The organism is Nocardia sp. NPDC050718 (assembly GCF_040654235.1).
Classification (GTDB): domain Bacteria; phylum Actinomycetota; class Actinomycetes; order Mycobacteriales; family Mycobacteriaceae; genus Nocardia.
Genome location: NZ_JBFAHQ010000007.1, coordinates 95,516 through 111,666, shown reverse-complemented (window position 1 = coordinate 111,666; position 16,151 = coordinate 95,516). Strand labels below are relative to the sequence as shown.

The window sequence follows — 16,151 nt, the reverse complement described above, 5'->3', positions numbered from 1 at the left end:
CCTACGGTCGTCTCAGGGGGCGGCATGTTCGGTCGGTCCCCCCGGATGGTCGGCGGTCGCAACCGCGAGCTGATAAGTCGGCCGTCAGTTTACGGCTTCACCTTGGAACACTAGCCCGGTGGTCGGTGGCGTTGCGCGTCCGGCTGCCGGTGATTCGTACCGCGGCCAGCTTGCCCGACAGCAACGTGGTGGGTACACCCACCCCCGGAGTGGTGCCGCAACCTGCGAGAACGACGTTGTCCACGCCCCTTGGCAGGTTGCGCGGCCGGAACGGACCGGTCTGGCGGAACAGGTGGGCCACCGAGAACGGTGTGCCCGCGATCATGCCCCGCGCCGCCCAGGTGACCGGGGTGTCGACGTGGTCGATCCGGAAATGCTCGGCGATGCCGGTGTAGCCGCGCCGCTCCAGCTCCGCCAGCAGCTCGCGCAGATAGGCGGGGGCGAGGCGGTCCCAGTCCAGCGGCGCGGCGTCCAGATTGGGGCACGGCGCGAGCAGCGAGAACGGTTCGTGCCTGCCGTCGGCCCGGTCGACGTAGAGCCCGGGATCGGTCAGCGCGGGCCTGGTCAGCAGCAGCGACGGGTCGCTCATCACCCGGCCGCGGCCGCGGCGCGCGGAGATCTCGGTGAAGGTCGTGGCCCAGGCGGCGCCGAAATCGATCGTGTGATGCGCCTGCACCGGCCACCGCGCGGCGACCTCGGCGGGCACGGTGCCATGCGCGACCACGGCCGACGGCGACGCCCGCAGCCCGCGTCGATACCGCAGACCGAACCGGGGCAGCGACCCGAGATCGGCGGTCAGCACGACGGCGTCGCAGGCGACAGCGCGGCCGTCGGCGGTGCGCACCGCCGATGCGCGGCGGCGGCCTGCGCGAGACCGGGGACGCCCGGTGCTCGAGTCCGGAGACCGTTCGGGCGACGACCCGGCGCCGGTCGTGTAGTCGACGCCGACGACCTCGGCCCCGAGCACGAGATTGCCGCCCGCCGCGGTGAACGCGTCGGCGAGCGCGTTGGTGATGGCGCGCATGCCGCCCTCGGGGAAGTAGACGCCGAGGCAGGTATCCATGTTGGGGATCGCGCCGTAGAGCGCCAGCGCCTTGTCCGGCACCGTGCCCGCGTAGAGCGCCTGGAAGGTGAACAGCCGGGCCAGCCGCTCGTCCCGCAGATAGGACCGCACCCGCGGCCCCAGCTTGCCGAAGCCGCCGAGGCGGGCGAGCGTGGTCAGCCCGGCCCGTGCGGACGCGCTGCGCACCAGGTCCAGCGGCGAATCGAAGTTCGCGTCCATGAACTCGGTGTATTCGGCGTCGTAGATCCGCCCCAGCCAGCCGCGCAGCCGCCGGTAGTTGCGGGCCTCGGCCGGTCCGCAGGTCGCGGCCACCTCGGCGGCCATCGCCTCGGCGTCGTCGAAGACGCGGATGTCGGTGCCGTCGGCGTAGCGCGCGTGATAGGCGGGCGCGAGGCGGTGGATGCGCAGGCCCACGTCTTCCCGCGTCTGCCCGACCGCGGCCAGCGCCTCGTCGATCAGCTCCGGCAGCGTGAGCACGGTGGCCCCGTTGTCGATCTCGTAGTCGCCGAACCGGTAGCGCCCGACCCGGCCGCCCGGATGATCGGCCCGTTCGAGCACGGTCACCTCGCGGCCAGCGCCGCGCAGATGCAGCGCGGCGGCCAGCCCGGCCAGCCCCGCGCCGACCACGACGACATGATTCGTCTGTCCCACAACGCTTCTCATCGCGGGCTCAGGCGGTGCGGCGGGTGGCGGCCAGCGCCATGTCGTGCAGTAACCGCTTGGCCTGCGCGGTGGCGCTGCTCGTGGCCACCGCGCGCAGGCCGGTGTCGGTGAGCTCGGTGATCCGGCGCTCGACCTCGTCGACCGCGCCGAGCTCGGTGAGCAGCGCGCGCAGCCGGTCGACCGCCGCGTCGTCGAGATCGGTGCCGAGCCCGGTGCGGATCAGGGCCGCGGGCTCCGGCTCCGCGCGCCGCAGCGCCTCCGCGATGAGCACGGTGCGCTTGCCCTCGCGCAGGTCGTCGCCGGACGGCTTGCCGGTGACGGCGGGGTCGCCGAACACGCCGAGCAGGTCGTCGCGCAGCTGGAAGGCGATGCCGACGTCGGTGCCGTAGGTGCGCAGCGCCGCCACCAGGGCGTCGTCGGCGCCGGCCAGCGCGGCGCCCAGGTGCAGCGGGCGCTCGATGGTGTACGCGGCGGTCTTGTACCGGTTGATCCGCAGCGCGGCCTCCACCGATTCGTCGCCGCCCGCCTCGCCGTTGATGTCGAGCAGTTGCCCGCCCAGCACCTCGGTGCGCATCCGCGCCCAGACCGGGGCGAACCTGGCCAGCGCGGCGGGGGCGAGCCCGGCCTCGTGCACCAGGTCGTCTGCCCAGGCCAGGGCGAGATCGCCGATCAGGATGGCGACGGCCCGGCCGTACTCGGCGCCGTCGCCGGGCCAGCCCGCCGCGCGATGCCGGTCCTCGAACTCGATGTGCACGGTCGGGTAGCCGCGCCGGGTCTGCGAGGAATCGATGATGTCGTCGTGCACCAGCGCGCACGCCTGCACCAGTTCCAGCGCCGCGCAGGCGGTGAGCACCGCGGCCGCGTCCGGTCCGGCCGGATCGCCGCCGGCGCCCAGCCAGCCGGTCCAGGCGAAGCCCGGCCGGGTGCGCTTACCGCCCCGGATGACGAACTGTTCCAGCGCCAGGGCGGCGTCGACGAAGACCGGCCCGAGCGGCTCGACGATCTCGCGCCGCGAGGCGAAGAAATCGGCAAGCACCTGCTCGACCGCGGCGACGAACGCGGGCGTGCCCGGCGTGAGCGTGGCGAGATCGACCGTCTCCGACGTGTCGGCGACGGACCGGGACAGCGGGGTACCGATTCCGGCGGACAGGGTGGCCTCCAGGTGCGGGAGTGGGCGAGCGGATGGACGCCGATCGCACGCGGCGGCGCGATCACCGGGGTTCTGTCGCAGAATACGCGGGTGGCGCGGGGGTGTCGTCGGCGCACAGGGCCGCTGCGACCGACCCCACACCCGGCGTTTCGGCGGCGTCTGAGTGGCGCGCAGGCCACGTTCAGCGGACTTGACGGTCGAGCGGCTGGTCCGTGCCCGATTTCGGGTGGCCGCGGCCGTCGATTCCCGGTCGGCGCCGCGGCGTCGGGGCGCACCACTACACTGAACCGGTGACATTCGACGATGGACGGGGACGTTCGACCCCTGATCGACCCGCCCGGAAGCAGTCGATCGTCTCGAACACCCCCTCGGTGGTGCAGAGCCTGCGTGCCCACTCGGGCAGCGGCGTGCCCTTCTCCGTGGAGTTCAACCCGCCCCGCGACGCGGCGGGCGAGGCCCGGCTGTGGCGCGCGGTCCGCGAGTTCGAGTGCATGCACCCGGCCTATGTGTCGATGACCTACGGCGCAGGCGGCTCCACCAAGGACCGCACCGTGCGGATCACCGGTGAGCTGGCCACCGAGACCACGCTGCTCCCCGTCGCCCACCTCACCGCCGTCGGGCACAGCATCGACGAGCTGCGCGCGCTGGTCGGCTCCTACGCCGACTCCGGCATCCGCAACCTGCTCGTCCTGCGCGGCGACCCCCCGGGCGATCCGCTCGGCGAGTGGCGCAAGCATCCCGAGGGCGTCGAGTACGCCGAGGAACTGGTCCGCATCGTGCGCGACCTGGGTGATTTCCACGTCGGTGTCGCCTCGTTCCCGCAGGGGCACCACCGCTCGCCCGACCTCGACCACGACACCCGGCAGCTGGCCGCGAAACTGCGTGCGGGTGCGGAGTATTCGATCACCCAGATGTTCTTCGACGTCGAGCACTACTTGCGGCTGCGCGACCGGGTGGTGGCGATGGACCCGGTCGAGGGCGCCAAGCCGATCATCCCCGAGCTGATGCCGATCACCTCGCTGCGCACCGTGCAGCGTGCCGAGGAGCTGTGCGGTCGTCCGCTCGAGCCGTCGGTGCTGGCCCGGCTGACCCGCGCCGCGGGCACCGGCCCGGAGGAGGACAAGGCGGCCGTGCGCGCCGAGGGCATCCAGATCGCCACCGAGATGGCCCAGCGCCTGATCGACGAGGGCGCCCCCTGCCTGCACTTCATCACCCTGAACTTCGCGAAGGCGACCAGCGAGGTCCTCACCAACCTCGGCTACGGCGTGACGGCGGCCCCGCTCAGCGCGTGAGCGTCAGCTCGGTCCATACCCGCTCCCAGTTCCTGGTCATCGCCGGATAGACGATCAGGTACCGGAACGGCTTGATGAAGGCCATGTAGGCGCGCCCGAACCATCCGTTCGGTTTCACCAGCACCGCCATCTGCAGGTGGTAGCCGGGCCCGTCGTCGTCGGGCACCCACCCCAGGTGCATCACCCCGTGCATGGTGCCGTTGGCGATCTCGGCGGCGTATTCGTCGTCGAGGGTGTACAGGCTGGTGAACGGGCTGTCCGCGTCCTCGGGACGGGGCGTCTCCCGCAGGTCGGCGGGCAGCCGATCCCGCAGCGAGGCCACCCGCGTGCCCGTGCCCGCCGCCTCCCGATCCCACCCGAACACCTCACCGAGCTTCCAGCGGATCCTGAACAACACCCCGGTGACGCCGGACGACTCGGAGGCCCGTGCCGCCTGCAACGCCCGCAGCAATGCCGGAAAATCCCCGGCCCGCCCGCCCGGCGTCCGAAACCGCCACACATCCTCGACCTCGAAATCCGGCGTGATCCCGTGAATGCGCCACGCCCGCCCGCTGTGCGCCACTGTCGGAACTCGCATGAGAACCCTCTCTCCGTACGGATGCGTATGGAAAGAGCGTACCCCTGTTGTACGCCTGCGTATAGATCCGATCCGGGCAGCGGTGGAGTGTCGGCGCGTGCGGGCCGCGGACACGTTCGTGTCCGAGTCGACACGACTCCGGGCAATTCGTACAGCAACGGCGCGGCACACCAGACTCGCCGAACGCTGTTGGCGCATCACGGAATTCGTGACCTAGGGTGCCCGGCATGCCCAGTTACCTGCACGAAGGTGTCCTGGAATTGTTCCGCGCGGATCTCACCTTGGCCGCCACCCTCATCGCCGATGTCTGCGATGTCCCCGTTCCTGGCTACACCGGAGCGACCACCGAGCAATGCGACTTCTCCGATATCGGCCCCAAGGAGTTCCGTGGCGATCTCGCGCTGAGTCTGCACGACGCCGACGGTGTGGCCGTCCTCGGCATCTGCGTCGAGGTCCAGCTCTCGGAGAAGCCGCACAAGCAATGGAGCTGGCCGGTCTACCTGACCACCCTGCGCGCCCGATTGCGCTGTCCCGTAGTGCTTCTGGTCGTCGTGCCCAACACCCGCGTGGCCGCCTGGGCGGGCGCACCGATCGATATCGGCCACCCGGGTTTCGCCCTGCGCCCCCTCGTCGTCGGCCCGGACCGCGTGCCGCTGGTGACCGACCCCATGGAGGCCGCGTCCTCCCCGGAACGCGCCGTCCTCTCGGCCATGGCGCACGGCAACGGACCCCACTCCGACGAGGTCTTCACCGCCCTCCTCGTCGGCCTGACGAAGACCGACGACGAACGTGCGCGGATGTACCATGACCTGGTCGATGAGGTGTTGTCCGAGGCGGCCAGCCGACGGTTGGAGGAATTGATGACGATGACCTACGAATACCAGGGCCGGATCGCCCGCAAGTACGTCGAGCAGGGCCGACAAGAAGCCCGCGAGGAAACCACAGCCGCCAATATCCTCACCATCCTCCGTACCCGTCGAATCGCGGTCTCCGATGCGCAGCGAGCGCGGATCGAGGGTTGCCGAGACCTGGCTCAGCTCGATACCTGGCTGACCCGCGCGATCGACGCCGCCACGACCGCGGACATCCTCGACTGATCGCAGTCCCCTCCGATGCACGTCGTTCCGTGACACGAGGAGTGGTGACGATCGACTACGAGGATGAAGACTGGCTGTCCCGCGAGTGCGGTACAGCCAGGCGAATGGAAGCCCAGGCCGAAGGGTTCGCGCAAGGTGCTGCCGAAGCCACCGCGGACAGTGTGATCACTGTGCTCACGGTGCGTCGACTCGCTGTTTTCGAGGCGCAGCGAGCTCGGATCGAGCAGTGCCGAGATCTGATTCAGCTCGACCGGTGGCTGCGTCGTGCGCTCGAGATCGAATCCGCTGCCGAGATCTTCGACTGAGCGCACGCGCTCGGGGGTGCGGGCGGGCATCGAGACACCCCGGTTTGGTCAGGTGGTTGCGTTGCCACATGTTTCGCGGGCGTTGGAAGGTGGGCCGCAGCGTGTCGCGATCCCACCTTCCAACGGACTCAGGCCGCGCGGGCGGGGCGAAGGCCCCAGGCGTCGGCCAGGAGGCGGTGGGACTCCAGGCGGTCGTGGTGGTGGTGGGTGATGGTGGTGACCAGGAGTTCGGTGGCGTCGGTGAGGGTGGCGAGGGCCTGGAGGCGTTCGGTGACGGTGTCGGGGGTGCCGACGATCTGGGCGGCCAGGCGGTCCTCGACGAGGCGGAGCTGGTCGGGGGTGAGCGGGGCGGCGGTGTCGGGGTCGAGGTATTCGCTCGCGCCGGAACCGCTGCGGATGCTGTGCACCCAGTGGCCGTAGGTCCCGGCGTGGTGGCGGGCGGTGGCCTCGTCGGCGGCGACGACCACGTCGGCCGAGACGATCACGTGCGGTTCGGCGAGGGTGGCCGAGGGCCGGAAGGCCGCCCGGTACGCCTCGACCGCGTCCAGCGCGGTACCGGGAGCGACGTGGTAGGCCGCGGCGAACGGCAGCCCGAGGCGACCCGCCAGTTCGGCGCTCTCCCCGGCCGTGCTGCCGAACAACCACAGCTCCACCTCGGCGCCCTCACCCGGAACGGCGTGCAGCGCAACATCGTTGGAGCCGACGTAGCTGCCCGCCAGCAGCGCGCGCACCTCGCCGACCTGCTCGGGAAAAGCCTGCGCCTCCGCGCCCGGCTGCTGCAGTGCCGCGAGCGAGGCGATGAACTTGGACCGGTCGGTGATCCCGCGCGGATCGAACGGCGGCGGCACCACCACCCCGTCACGGATCTCGGTGCGCCCGACGAGGGCGTCGAGCACCGGCCGGCCGCCCTTGGTGGTCGAGACCTCGGCACCGAACTGACTGCGCCGATGCCCGGACCGGCCCAGCCCCAGATCCAGCCGGCCCGGGGCCACCGCGTCGACGGTGCCGAACGCCTCGACGATCGAGGCGGAGGTGTGGTGGCCCACCTGCACCGCGCCGGTGCCGACCCGGATGCGCGAGGTGGCGGCGGCGACGAGGCCGAGCAGGGTCAGCGACGACGAACTGGCCACCGACACGAAGTGGTGCTCGGCCAGCCAATACCGGTGGTAGCCCCACTGTTCGGCCCGCCGGGCCAGATCGAGGGTGTTGCGCACGGCCTGCGCGGCGGAGGACCCGGCGCTGATCGGCGAGAGGTCGAGGATCGACAGCGGAACGGTCACAGCGTCGGATCCTGTTCTCCCGCTTCGATCGCCACCCGCAGCCGGTTCTCGGCCGGCGCGACCGGGCATGTCGCGTAGTCGGTGAAGGCGCACGGCAGGTTGACCGCCCGGTTGAAGTCCAGCGTCACGATGCCGTCGGCCTCGACCGCCCCGATCGCCAGCGACCGCGCCGCCGGGTAGGTGGTGACGCCGCTGGTGGCGTCGGTGAACAGCACTTTCAGATCCGCGGGCGTGCCGAAGGCGACGAGCGTCTCGGTGGTGTCGCCGATCCGGAATTCGACGATGCCCGCGGCACGGTGGTGGTGCTCGAGCCCGTCGACGACCGCGCCGGTGGTGACGGTGCGCGCGGTGTCGAACGCGGTGAACCGTCCGGTGACGACCCAGCGCGGATCGGCGGCGTAGGCGGGGACCCCGGTGAACGCGGCCAGCGTCGGCGCGGCCGGGTCGTGCACCCGCACCGCGAACTGCCCGGAGCGGCGGATCACCTCGAAGACCCGCTCCTCGTTGAACACACTCAGTCCGGGCGCGCCCTCGGCGGGGACCAGGATCTGCACGCCGCCGATCCGCTCACCGTCGACATCGAGCCGGTCGGCGGGCTGGGCGGTGATGAACACCTTCTCGTCGGTCACCCACCAGGTGCCGGGCAGGCCGTCGATGCGGGCGGGGCTGTCGGTGAGCCAGTGCAGGCCGGCCAGGCTGAGCCAGCCCAGCGGGTCGCGCAGGCCGTCCTCGCGGGCATCGTGCCAGCGGTGCCAGTCGTCGGTGAACGTGGTTGCGGTGCTGGTGGTATCGACGGTGATCGTCATGACGCGCGTGCTCCTTCGGCGACGGTGGGGTGATGGGGATGACGCAGACCGAGGTGGTCGCGCAGCGTGGTGCCCTGGTACTCGGTGCGGAAACTGCCGCGTTCCTGCAGTTCCGGCACCACCCGGTCGACGAATTCGTCGAGCCCGGCGGGCGTGAGGTGCGGGACGAGGATGAAGCCGTCGGCCGCGTCGGACTGCACGTAGTGGTCGATCTGCTCGGCGACCTGGACCGGGGTGCCGATGAACTGCTGCCGCGCGGTGACCTCGATGATCAGTTCGCGGATGCTCAGGTTCCCGGCCTCGGCCTGCGCGCGCCACGCCTTCGCCACGGCCAGTGGATCTTTCGCGTGCCGCACCCGGCCGCGGGTGATCTCGGTCGTCGTGTCGGGCTCGAGGTCGGGCAGCGGGCCGTCGGGGTCGTAGCCGGAAAGGTCACGGCCCCACACCTGTTCGAGGAAGGCGAGGGCGGTCTGCGGGCTCACCTGCTGGTAGCGGATGTGCCTGGCCCGCTCGTGCGCCTCGGCCTCGGTGTCGCCGAGCACGAACGTCGCCGCCGGGAAGACCAGCAGTTCGTCGTGGGAGCGGCCGTATTTCGCCAGTCTGCCCTTGATGTCGGCGTAGAACGCCTGCCCGGCCTCGAGGGTGCCGTGCACGGTGAAGATGGCGTCGGCGGCCTCGGCGCCGAACTCGCGGCCCTCGTCGGAATCGCCCGCCTGCAACAGCACCGGATGCCCCTGCGGGCTCGGCGGCAGCACGAACGGCGCCTCGAGGTCGAACTGGCTGCTGCGCACGGCCGTGGCGGGCACGTCGTCGGCGAAGACGCCACGCTCCCGGTCGATCACCAGCGCGTCGGCGGGCCAGCTGTCCCACAGTGTCTTGGTCGCCTGAACCACCTCGGCGGCGCGGCGGTAGCGGTCGCGGTGCTCCAGATAGCCGCCGCGCCGGAAGTTCTCGCCGGTGAACGCGTCGGAGGAGGTGACGACGTTCCAGGCGGCGCGTCCGCCGGAGAGGTGATCGAGCGAGGCGAACTGCTTGGCCAGCTCGAACGGCTCGTTGTAGGTGCTGTTGATGGTGCCCGCGAGCCCGAGCTTCTCGGTGACCGCGGCGACCGCGTTGAGCACGGTCAGCGTGTCCGGCCTGCCCACCACGTCGAGATCGTGGATGCGGCCGCGGTGTTCGCGCAGCCGCAGGCCCTCGGCGAGGAAGAAGAAGTCGAACAGACCGCGTTCGGCGGTGCGGGCCAGGTGCTCGAAGGACGCGAAATCGACCTGCGACCTCGACGCCGGATCGGCCCAGACGGTGGTGTTGTTGACGCCGGGGAAGTGCGCGGCGAGGTGGACTTGCTTGCGTGGCTTCGTGCTCACAGCGCGGCTCCCTGCGTGCTCTGGGCGTAGCGACTGGTCGGGCGGGGGAGTCCGAGGCGCTCGCGCAGCGTGGGGCGCCGAGCTGTCGCGGTGGCCTCGGGATCGACCGCACCGGCGCCGGATCCGATCGGGCGGAGTGCGGTCAGGGTGGCGTGCAGCGCCAGTGGGCGCAGGACGACGCCGTCGGCGATGTCGTCGGCGGCGATCGCGGCGAGCAGGTCGCGCAGCTCGGCCGCGGTGCCCACCTGCCGCAGGCCGGACGGGTCGCCGGTCGTGCCCGCCCATCGGTCCAGCTCGTCGACCTCGGCACGGGCGAGCTCGGCCGAATCGGCCAGGTGCACCGGCAGATCCAGCAGGACGCGCACCGTGTCGGGATCACGGCCCGCCGCGGCGACGGCGGCGCGCAGGGCGACGCGGCGGTCGGCGGCCGTCGCCGTATCGGGCGCGCTGATCCGGAGCAGGTCGGCGCGCCGGACCGCGACATCGGTGGCCGCGGTCTCGTCGGCGCGCACCGTGACCAGGGGCTGGCCCTGCGGCGAGCGCGGGGTGATCGACGGGCCCTTGACTGAGAAGTGGTCACCGGCGAAGTCGATGTAGTGCAGGCGATCCCGGTCGATGAACCGGCCGGTGGGGACGTCGCGGATCTCGGCGTCGTCCTCCCAGCTGTCCCACAGCCGGGTCACCACCTCGACCGCGTCGTCGGCCTCGTGCCACAGGTCGGCCGCGTCCTGGACCAGCTTGCGGCCGAACGCCTTCGCCTCGGTGGCGGTGGTCGAGACACCGACTTCCCAGCCGGCCCGGCCCAGGCTCGCGAAATCGAGCGCGGCGATCGCCTTGGACACGTGGAACGGTTCGGTGTGGGTGACCGGCGCCTGCGGGATCAGCCCGATCCGGTGGGTGCGCGGCGCGACGCGGGCGGCGATGGCGACGGCGTCGAGCCTGCCGCGGGTCACCGCGGTGCCGCCGTCCTGCAGGCCGAACGCGTCGGGCAGGAACACGGCGTCGGCGCCGAGCTGTTCGGCACGCGTCACCACCTCGATCCAGTAGCCCGCCGTGAACAGGTCCTCGGCACGCGAGTCCGCGCGTCGCCAGGACGCGGGATGCGTTCCGGTGCCCGCGGTCTCGATACCGAGGAACAGGGCGTTCTCGCTCATCGGGTGAGGTCCTTTCCGTCGAGAGGGTCGATCCGCACGCCCGGCGTGGGGATCGCGGCGAGCAGTTCGCGCGTGTAGTCGTGCCGCGGATCGGTGAACAAGGTGGCGGTCGGGCCCGTCTCGACGATGCGACCGTGCCGCATCACCGCCACCCGATCGCTGATCTGCCGGACGACGGCCAGATCGTGGGAGATGAACAGATAGCCGAGCGCGAGTTCCTGCTGCAGCCCGTCGAGCAGGTCGAGGATCTGCGCCTGCACCGAGGCGTCCAGCGCCGAGACCGGCTCGTCGAGCACCAGCAGGTCCGGCCGCAGGGCCAGGGCGCGGGCGATGGCGACGCGCTGGCGCTGGCCACCGGACAGTTCGGCGGGCCTGCGCGCGGTGAACTCGCCCGACAGCGCGACCTGGTCGAGCAGTTCGCCCACCCGGCGGGCGCGCGCGGCGCGGTCGCCGACGCCGTAGGCGTGCAGCGGTTCGGCGATGATGTCGCCGACCTGCCAGCGCGGATCCAGCGACGAGTACGGGTTCTGGTACACCACCTGGAAGCGCCTGCGCAGCTCGCGCAGCCTGCGCCTGCGCGCGCTGGTGAGGTCGTGCCCGTCGAAGGTCACGGTGCCGCTGTCGGGTTCGGTCAGCCGCAGCGCGATTCGCGCGGTGGTGGACTTGCCCGAGCCGGATTCGCCGACCAGCGCGAGTGTCTCGCCCCGGTCGAGGGTGAACTCGACATCGTCGACCGCGGTGACATCGGCCGCGTGGAACCGCTTGTGCAGGGCCCGCACCGACAGCAGCGGCGAGTCGGCTCTGGTGCGCGGCGGCCGGAATTCGGCGGGCGCGAGCGCGGGGGAGGCGGCCAGCAGCCGGCGCGTGTACGGGTGCTGCGGATGGGTGAGAACCTGTGCCGCCGGGCCGGATTCGACCACCTCGCCCCTTTCGAGCACCACCAGCCGATCGGCCCGCTCGGCGGCGACGGCCAGATCATGGGTGATCAGCAGCACGGCCGTGCCGCGGGCGGCGATCCGTTCGGCCAGCCGGTCCAGCACCTGCCGGGCCACCGTCGCGTCCAGCGCGCTGGTGGGTTCGTCGGCGATGATCAGCTCCGGACCGCAGGCCAGCGCGATGGCGATCAGCACCCGCTGGCGCTGGCCGCCGGACAGCTCGTGCGGATACTGCCGGGCGCGCAGCTCGGGGCGGTCGAGGCCGACTTCCGTGAGCAGGTCCAGGGCCCGCAACCGGGCGCCGCGCCGATCGGCCAGCCGATGCACCAGCAGTGCCTCGGCCACCTGATCGCCCACGCGCAGGACCGGATTCAGCGAGAGACCTGGGTCCTGGGGCACCAGCCCGACCCGGGCGCCGCGCAGGCGTCGCAGGGCCTTCTCGTCGCTGGGGTCGACCGGCTCACCGGCGAACTCGATCCCGCCGGAGACGTAGCGCGCGGATTCGCCGAGCAGGCCGATCACCGCGTGCGCCAGGGTGGACTTGCCCGAGCCGGATTCCCCGACCAGCGCCACCACCTCGCCGCGGCCGACCTCGATCGAGGCGCCGCGCAGGGCGTCGACCGGGCCGGAACTCGCGCGGTACGCGATGCGCAACTCGTCGACCCGCAGGAGGGGACCGGTCGGTGTCGCGGAAGCGTCCGTTGTGGTGTGCGTGGCCGCCGATTCGCTCATCGGGTCTCCGCCTTTCCGACATATCGGCCGAGGCGCTGTGCCGAGAGCACGACCGCGACGATGACCAGACCCGGCAGCGTCGTCAGCCACCACGCCGAGGCGAGGAAGTTGCGACCCTCCGAGATCAGCGAACCCCATTCGGGGGTGGGTGGTTTGGTGCCGTAGCCGAGGAAGCTCAGCGAGGACACCGCCAGTACGGCCATGCCGAATTCCACGGCCGCCAGCGCCAGCACCGGCTGGAACGCATTGGGCAGCACGTGCTTGGCGAGCACCGCGTACCAGCGCACCCCGGACGCGTGTGCCGCCTCCACGTACGGCGCGTGCCGCACCCGCAGCACCTCCGAGCGCATCAGCCTGGCGAAGTTCGCGATGAGCGAGATGCCGACGGCCAGCGCGACATTGCGGGTGCCGAAGCCCAGCGCGGTCACCAGCGCCAGGGACAGCAGCAGCGCGGGGATCGAGAGCAGCACGTCGACGACCCGCATGATCGCGGTGTCGACGATCCCGCCCGCCGCGCCGGAGAGCAGCCCCAGCAGCGAGCCGACCACCAGGGCGATGCCGACGGCGGTCAGGGTCGCGGTGAGCGAGAGCCCGGCGCCGTGCACCATCCGGGTGTAGAGGTCGCGGCCGAGATTGTCGGTGCCGAACCAGTGCGCCGCGCTGGGCGCCTGGAACTTCTCGGCGGGCACGCCGGTCAGCGGGTCGCCGGGCGCGAACACCGACGGCGCCACCGCCCAGCCGATCGCGACGGCGAGCACGAGGACCGCGAGCGCCAGGCCCAGATGTCCACGGACCCAGCGCGCGAGCTCGGCGGCCCGTCGCGTCCACGCGGTGCTGTCGTCGGCCGTGCCGGGCCGCTCGGCGACCGAGCCACGGCGCACGAGGATGTCAACCATGGGTGTTCCCTTCGGTCTCGGTGGGGTCAGGCACTGTGCGCCGCCTTCGCGGCGACGTCGGCCTCGGTGTCGGGGAGCGCGCCGGAACGGGCCTTGGCACGCCTGCTCCCGGCGCCGGTGATGCGCGGATCGAGCAGGGGATAGAGCAGATCGACCGTCAGATTCACCACGACGAAGATCAGCGCCGAGAGCAGCACAACGCCCTGCACCACCGGGATGTCCTGATTGAGCACGGCGGTCTGGGTCAGCCTGCCCACCCCCGCGCGGGCGAACACCGACTCCACCACCACCGAGCCGGCCAGCATGGTGCCGACCAGCACGCCGGCGATGGTGAACGCGGGAACGGCGGCGAGCCGGGCGACGTGGCGCCGCTGCACCCACCAGCGCGACGCGCCCTTGGCCAGCGCCACCTCGGTGAACGGCTGCCGCCAGGTCTGCTGCAAGCCGGCCGCGAGGACCTGGGTGATCACCGCGCCGATCGGCAGCGCCAGGGTCAGCGCGGGCAGCAGGGTGCCGCGCAGCCCGGTCCCACCGAACGCCGGGAACCAGTGCAGCCGGAAGGAGAACAGCTGCAACAGGATCAGGCCGGTCCAGAACGTCGGCACCGACACACCCAGTGGCGGCAGCGCGCTGAGCGTGTTGCGCAGCCACGGACGACGGGTGTAGGTGGCGGCGAAGGCCAGCACCACGCCGCCGAGGGTGGCGAACAGCAGAGCCAGCGCCGCCAAGCCGAGGGTGGCGGGCAGCACGTCGAGCAGGGCGTCGGTGACCGGCTGCCCGGTGCTGATGGACCGGCCGAGATCACCGGTCACCGCGTTGCCCAGCGCCGTCACGTACTGCTCCCACAGGGGCTTGTCCAGCCCGTAGCGGGCCTGCAGTTCCGCGATCGCCGCCTTGTCGACGGCGCTGCCGGGGCCGCCGCCGTCGGCGGCCATCGACACCGGGTCGGCGGGCAGCAGATACAGCACGACGAAGGAGATGGTGAACGCCGCCCACATCACCCAGATCGCCTGCAGCACGCGCGAACCCACATAGCGGCCCATGGCTAGCGCCCGCTCAGCCAGGTGTCGAAGAACTGCAGCCGGGCCGAGGCCTCGAACTTCAGGTCCTGGGTGTTCGCGGCCGCGCCGATCGCCTGCGACAGCTCGACGGTCGGGACGTAGAGGCCGTTGTCGAGGATCTGCTGCTGCGCGGTCTTGATCAGCGCGGCGCGGGCCGCGGGATCGTTGGTGGCGAGCTGCTTGTCCAGGGTCTCGTCCAGCGCCGGGATCGGACCGCGCGCGTTGAGGTTGCGGCCGGTGAGCGAGAACGAGGTGCGCAGGATGTCGCCGTCGGCGCGGGTGGAGTTGCCGTAGAAGGAGTCGTAGTCCTTGGAGTTCATCTTGGCGGTGCTCTCCGGGCCGGAGACCAGATCGAGCTTCAGCTCCACGCCCACCTGGCGCAGCTGCTGCTGCACCAGCTCGAGGATCGCCTGGTTGCCCGCGAAGACCTGGCTGAAGGTCACCGAGAAGCTCAGGCGCTCACCGTTCTTCGCGCGGATGCCGTCGGCCCCGGGCGTCCAGCCCGCCTGGTCCAGGATCGACTTGGCCTTGGCCGGATCGTTGGGCAGCTTGGCCGAGAGATCGGCGTAGGCGGGGGTCGCCGAGGCCAGCGACGAGGTCGCGAACTTGAACTGCGGGCCGAGCACGGTGTCGACGAGCTGCTGGCGATCCAACGCGGGCAGCAGCGCCTGGCGCACCGCCGGGTCGCGCAGGGGTCCGCGATTCACGTTGAGCTGCAAACCGAACGGCGTGCCGGGGTTCGAGGTGGACAGGATCCGGCCGCCGACTGCCTCGATCTGCGGCGCGTCCTGGGGCAGCGCGTCGCTGATCGCGTCGAGCTGGCCGGAGACCAGACTGCCGGTGCGCACGCCGGACTCGGGGACGACGGTGAATTCGATCCGGTCCAGGTAGGCCTCGCCCTGATGCCCGAACACCGCCGAGCCCCAGCGGTATCCGGCCCGCTTGGCCAGGGTCACCGAGACGTCCTGCTTGTAGGCCGCGTAGGTGAACGGGCCGCTGCCGATGTTGTCGCCGGCGCACCGGGCCTCGGCCGGTTTGGCATTGGTCGCCTGGGCCAGGATGCCGAGCTGCGGGGTCGAGGACGCCTGCAGGAACTGGGCATTGGGCTGGCTGAACTCGACCCGGGCGGTGAGCTTGTCGACCGCGGTCGTGCCGACGTAGTTGGTCAGGTAGCTCGCACCGAGCGGCGCCTTCGCGCCACCGAGCTTGATGATCGCGTCGAAGGTGTCGCGCACCGAATCCGCGGTCAGCGGGGTGCCGTCACTGAACGTGACGCCGTCGGCGAGCTTGAAGGTGAACACCTTGGCGTCGGGGCTGACCTCCCAGCTCTGGGCCAGCCACGGCGTGATCGCGCCGGTCTCGGGGTCCTGATCGGTGAGCGAGTCGACGATCTGGCGGGCGACATAGATGGTCTGGTTCGACCCGGCCTGGGCCGGATCCGAGCACGACGGCGCCTGGGACAGCCCATAGCGCAGGGTGCCGCCGGGCTGGGGCGGACCGGCCTGCCCACCCGAGCCGCCGGTGTCGCTGCCGCACGCGACCACGGAGGTGGCGACAGCCAGGACGCCGGCGACGGCGGCGAGACGATGACGGGGACCGATCACGGGGTGACTCCAGGAAATTCGCGGCCTGCGGCCAGGGGATTGAGGGGAAGACGGCGGCGCGGTTCGGGCGCCACCTCGGCCTGGAACAGCGCGAGGCTGCTCAGGTAGTCGGAGTCGGTCACGGGGACGATGCCGGTGATCGGGTCGGGGACCCGCACTGCAGAATCGCCAC

At 71.6% G+C, this 16,151-nt stretch carries 15 protein-coding genes; 3 read left to right on the top strand and 12 right to left on the bottom strand.

Features of this window, described 5'->3' with window-relative positions:
• Positions 1–97: 97 nt before the first annotated feature.
• The gene (crtI, locus tag AB0H54_RS27810) at positions 98–1,726 is read right to left on the bottom strand and encodes a phytoene desaturase family protein (RefSeq protein WP_357349239.1); all 1,629 of its coding nucleotides are present in this window, start codon (positions 1,724–1,726) and stop codon (positions 98–100) included.
• Between the two features lie 7 nt (positions 1,727–1,733).
• Positions 1,734–2,762 carry a polyprenyl synthetase family protein gene (locus tag AB0H54_RS27805; RefSeq protein ID WP_355280188.1) on the bottom strand — a complete coding sequence of 343 codons (1,029 nt, stop codon included), beginning with the start codon at positions 2,760–2,762 and terminating at the stop codon, positions 1,734–1,736.
• Between the two features lie 485 nt (positions 2,763–3,247).
• Here AB0H54_RS27805 and AB0H54_RS27800 point away from each other — a divergent pair, with 485 nt between their 5' ends.
• Positions 3,248–4,168: a methylenetetrahydrofolate reductase gene (locus AB0H54_RS27800; protein ID WP_355280189.1), complete on the top strand. Its 921-nt coding sequence runs from the start codon at positions 3,248–3,250 to the stop codon at positions 4,166–4,168.
• Here the strand turns inward: AB0H54_RS27800 and AB0H54_RS27795 are convergent.
• A complete protein-coding gene (locus tag AB0H54_RS27795; protein ID WP_357349237.1) occupies positions 4,158–4,745 on the bottom strand; it encodes a DUF2867 domain-containing protein in 588 nt (195 codons plus the stop codon). The genes AB0H54_RS27800 and AB0H54_RS27795 overlap by 11 nt on opposite strands.
• A gap of 227 nt (positions 4,746–4,972) precedes the next feature.
• Here AB0H54_RS27795 and AB0H54_RS27790 point away from each other — a divergent pair, with 227 nt between their 5' ends.
• The gene (locus AB0H54_RS27790; protein WP_357349235.1) at positions 4,973–5,842 is read left to right on the top strand and encodes a hypothetical protein; all 870 of its coding nucleotides are present in this window, start codon (positions 4,973–4,975) and stop codon (positions 5,840–5,842) included.
• A gap of 44 nt (positions 5,843–5,886) precedes the next feature.
• Positions 5,887–6,147, top strand: coding sequence for a hypothetical protein (locus AB0H54_RS27785; protein ID WP_357349233.1), 261 nt, complete (start codon positions 5,887–5,889; stop codon positions 6,145–6,147).
• Between the two features lie 128 nt (positions 6,148–6,275).
• Here AB0H54_RS27785 and AB0H54_RS27780 read toward each other — a convergent pair whose 3' ends face one another.
• From AB0H54_RS27780 to AB0H54_RS27740, 9 genes are read right to left on the bottom strand one after another with little or no spacing between them, the layout of a single operon-like run.
• Positions 6,276–7,427, bottom strand: coding sequence for an LLM class flavin-dependent oxidoreductase (locus tag AB0H54_RS27780; protein ID WP_357349231.1), 1,152 nt, complete (start codon positions 7,425–7,427; stop codon positions 6,276–6,278).
• A complete protein-coding gene (locus AB0H54_RS27775; RefSeq protein ID WP_357349228.1) occupies positions 7,424–8,233 on the bottom strand; it encodes a DUF1684 domain-containing protein in 810 nt (269 codons plus the stop codon). The genes AB0H54_RS27780 and AB0H54_RS27775 overlap by 4 nt, the downstream gene beginning before the upstream one ends.
• On the bottom strand, positions 8,230–9,597 hold the full coding sequence (locus AB0H54_RS27770) for an NtaA/DmoA family FMN-dependent monooxygenase (protein ID WP_357349226.1): 1,368 nt from the start codon (positions 9,595–9,597) through the stop codon (positions 8,230–8,232). Before AB0H54_RS27770 ends, AB0H54_RS27775 begins: the two co-directional genes overlap by 4 nt.
• Positions 9,594–10,751, bottom strand: coding sequence for an LLM class flavin-dependent oxidoreductase (locus tag AB0H54_RS27765; RefSeq protein WP_357349224.1), 1,158 nt, complete (start codon positions 10,749–10,751; stop codon positions 9,594–9,596). Before AB0H54_RS27765 ends, AB0H54_RS27770 begins: the two co-directional genes overlap by 4 nt.
• A complete protein-coding gene (locus AB0H54_RS27760) occupies positions 10,748–12,418 on the bottom strand; it encodes an ABC transporter ATP-binding protein (protein WP_357349222.1) in 1,671 nt (556 codons plus the stop codon). Before AB0H54_RS27760 ends, AB0H54_RS27765 begins: the two co-directional genes overlap by 4 nt.
• The gene (locus tag AB0H54_RS27755; protein ID WP_357349220.1) at positions 12,415–13,314 is read right to left on the bottom strand and encodes an ABC transporter permease; all 900 of its coding nucleotides are present in this window, start codon (positions 13,312–13,314) and stop codon (positions 12,415–12,417) included. Before AB0H54_RS27755 ends, AB0H54_RS27760 begins: the two co-directional genes overlap by 4 nt.
• Before the next feature lie 26 nt (positions 13,315–13,340).
• Positions 13,341–14,357: an ABC transporter permease gene (locus tag AB0H54_RS27750; protein WP_357349218.1), complete on the bottom strand. Its 1,017-nt coding sequence runs from the start codon at positions 14,355–14,357 to the stop codon at positions 13,341–13,343.
• Positions 14,358–14,359: 2 nt separating this feature from the next.
• Positions 14,360–15,979: an ABC transporter substrate-binding protein gene (locus tag AB0H54_RS27745; RefSeq protein WP_357349216.1), complete on the bottom strand. Its 1,620-nt coding sequence runs from the start codon at positions 15,977–15,979 to the stop codon at positions 14,360–14,362.
• Positions 15,976–16,137, bottom strand: a complete 162-nt coding sequence (locus AB0H54_RS27740) for a hypothetical protein (protein WP_357349214.1) — start codon at positions 16,135–16,137, stop codon at positions 15,976–15,978. The genes AB0H54_RS27745 and AB0H54_RS27740 overlap by 4 nt, the downstream gene beginning before the upstream one ends.
• Positions 16,138–16,151: the final 14 nt, after the last annotated feature.